Below are 2,413 nucleotides of genomic sequence, written 5' to 3'. Positions count from 1 at the left end.
ACCTTAACTTCCAAAAATGAGTAGCCCTAACGAAAATAAAATTTTAAAAAAGCCCGTATTTCTGCGGAAATTATTGCAAAAATACGGGTTGTGCTGTACAATAAATTTAGGGCTATATAAACCTGAATAAAGGAGGCAAATATGTACCTGAAATCAAGAGTTAAGCTACCGGATGTGCATGGAAAATTGACCCGATTAAGACGCGGGGATATCACATATATTAAGTATGAGTATGATCGCTATTATGATCCGGAGAAAAAATATACCTATCCACAGAGAGCGACTATAGGCAAGGTATGTCCAGATGATGACACTATGATGATTCCTAACGAAGCCTTTCTGAAATACTTTCCAGATGCAGTCTTATCAGGGATGGAAGACCGGACAGAACGTAGCAGCTGTCTGCGGGTTGGTACATATGCTGTAATGCATAAAATAGTATTGGATTATTCGTTAGACAAGCTGCTCGGACAGTTCTTCTCTGAGCGGGATATGGCATTATTGCTTGACCTTGCCTCTTACTCTATTGTAGAAGAAAGCAATGTGGCACAGCATTATCCGGATTACGCATACAATCATCCACTGTATAGTTCTGGTATGAAGATCTATAGTGATGCGTCGGTAAGTGATTTCTTTAAGAGCATCACCAAGGATAAGAGTACAGGCTTTCTGAATGAATGGAATGCAAAGAGAAATCGAAGGGAGCGTATTTATATTTCCTATGATTCTACGAATAAGAACTGTCAGGCCGGAGAGATTGAACTGGCTGAATTCGGTCATGCCAAGACAGATATCGGTTCAGCTATCATCAACTATTCGGTTGGATATGATCTTAAGAATAAAGAACCACTCTTTTATGAAGCCTATCCTGGAAGTATTAACGACGTATCACAGCTTAGGACCATGCTTGGTAAAATCACTGGGTATGGCTATAAAAAAATCGGTTTCATTTTGGACAGGGGATATTTCAGCCGTGGAAATATACGCTATTTAGACGAATGTGGTTATAGTTTTGTGATCATGGCTAAAGGCATGTCTTCTTTCATAAGTGATTTGATCTTAGAGAACAAAGGAACGTTCGAAAATAAGCGCTCTTGTGACATGAATGCCTATGGTGTGTATGGAAAAACAGTACAAAGGACTTTATTTGAAGGCGATGAAAAAAAGAGATACATTCATATTTATCATAGTATTTCAAAAGATGCTGATGAACGGGAGCATTTTGAAAACGCACTGAGAGAGCGGACAGCTTTGCTGATGTCACATCAGAATGAAACAGTAGAGTTCGGTTCAGCTTACGAAAAATACTTTTATCTTCACTACGATAAAGATGGCGTGTTTTTATATCCGGAAGAAAAAACAACTGTGACAGAACGGGAAATATCATTATGCGGATACTTTGTTATTATTACATCCGAAAGGATGACCGCAAAGGAAGCACTGCATCTTTATAAGAGCCGTGATGTATCTGAGAAACTTTTTGCCTCTGATAAATCATTCCTTGGAAACAAGAGCATGCGTTCACATACAAACGAAGGAGTTGAGGGAAGGATTTTTACACAATTCATCGCACTGATAATCCGAAACAAAATTTATACTGCATTACAGGAAGAGAACGAAAAACTTGAGAAGAAACAGAATTATATGACAGTTCCGGCAGCAATCAGGGAACTTGAGAAGATTGAAATGACACGCCAGACGGATAATGTATACCGGCTGGACCATGCTGTAACAGCAAAGCAGAAAAAAATCTTAGAGGCTTTTGGGATGAATGAAGGAAACATTACTTATCGAGCCGGAGAGATCAGTAATACACTTAAGAAATCAAACATTCAGAAAGAAAGGCGGTAAATATGGCACGTGAAATAAACGCAGAACTACTGGACACTAAAATTGAAAAAGCACAGAAGAATCTGGTGAAAGCAAAGCATCGGTATGATGCTGCGGCAGCAACATTAAAAGATTTATTGGATAAGAGGGATGCACTTCGCCAGAAAAAGTTATTGGATGCTATAGCACAGAGTGGACGGAGCTATGAAGAAATCATGCAGTACCTGCACAGTAAATCTGAAGAGGCGTGATCAAATGTTAACGGAATACTATTTTGCAGTCAGGTATGGAGATATCATTATTCTTCTCTATCATGAAGATATGATGTCTGTATGGGAATTATTATTTAAGAACAGCCAGAAGGAAAAGGCATTGAAAAGATTTTTAGAATACTGCTACATGATAGATGTAAAAGTAGCATTCGAAGGTTTGAAAGGAGAAAAAACCAAAGGGTTAAAGGCAACTCTTAAATTTGCGAAAGAACATGATATGTGTATGACTGAAGCACAGATTCAAGGTGCCAATAACATGTAAATTTCCAGCCCGAGATGCTTTTAGGGCTATTCCAGGCTGGAAATTAAGG

Annotated in this window: 3 protein-coding genes; all 3 read left to right on the top strand. The window is 38.6% G+C overall.

Annotated features, from left to right (window positions below):
- Positions 1 to 141: 141 nt before the first annotated feature.
- Genes LI074_RS16885 through LI074_RS16875 form a run of 3 tightly spaced genes read left to right on the top strand, consistent with a single transcriptional unit; the run spans position 142 to position 2,364 of the window.
- Positions 142 to 1,851 (top strand): IS1634 family transposase, encoded by a 1,710-nt coding sequence (locus tag LI074_RS16885; protein WP_025579939.1) that lies wholly within the window; start codon positions 142 to 144, stop codon positions 1,849 to 1,851.
- Positions 1,852 to 1,853: 2 nt separating this feature from the next.
- Positions 1,854 to 2,081 (top strand): hypothetical protein, encoded by a 228-nt coding sequence (locus LI074_RS16880; protein ID WP_025579941.1) that lies wholly within the window; start codon positions 1,854 to 1,856, stop codon positions 2,079 to 2,081.
- Between the two features lie 4 nt (positions 2,082 to 2,085).
- Positions 2,086 to 2,364, top strand: a complete 279-nt coding sequence (locus LI074_RS16875; protein ID WP_022381278.1) for a hypothetical protein — start codon at positions 2,086 to 2,088, stop codon at positions 2,362 to 2,364.
- Positions 2,365 to 2,413 lie beyond the last annotated feature (49 nt).

This window comes from Blautia sp. MSK18_10, from assembly GCF_020553185.1.
In the GTDB taxonomy this organism is placed as follows: domain Bacteria; phylum Bacillota; class Clostridia; order Lachnospirales; family Lachnospiraceae; genus Blautia_A; species Blautia_A wexlerae.
Note: the sequence above shows the minus strand (reverse complement) of the source record. Positions and strands in the feature narration are given on the sequence as shown.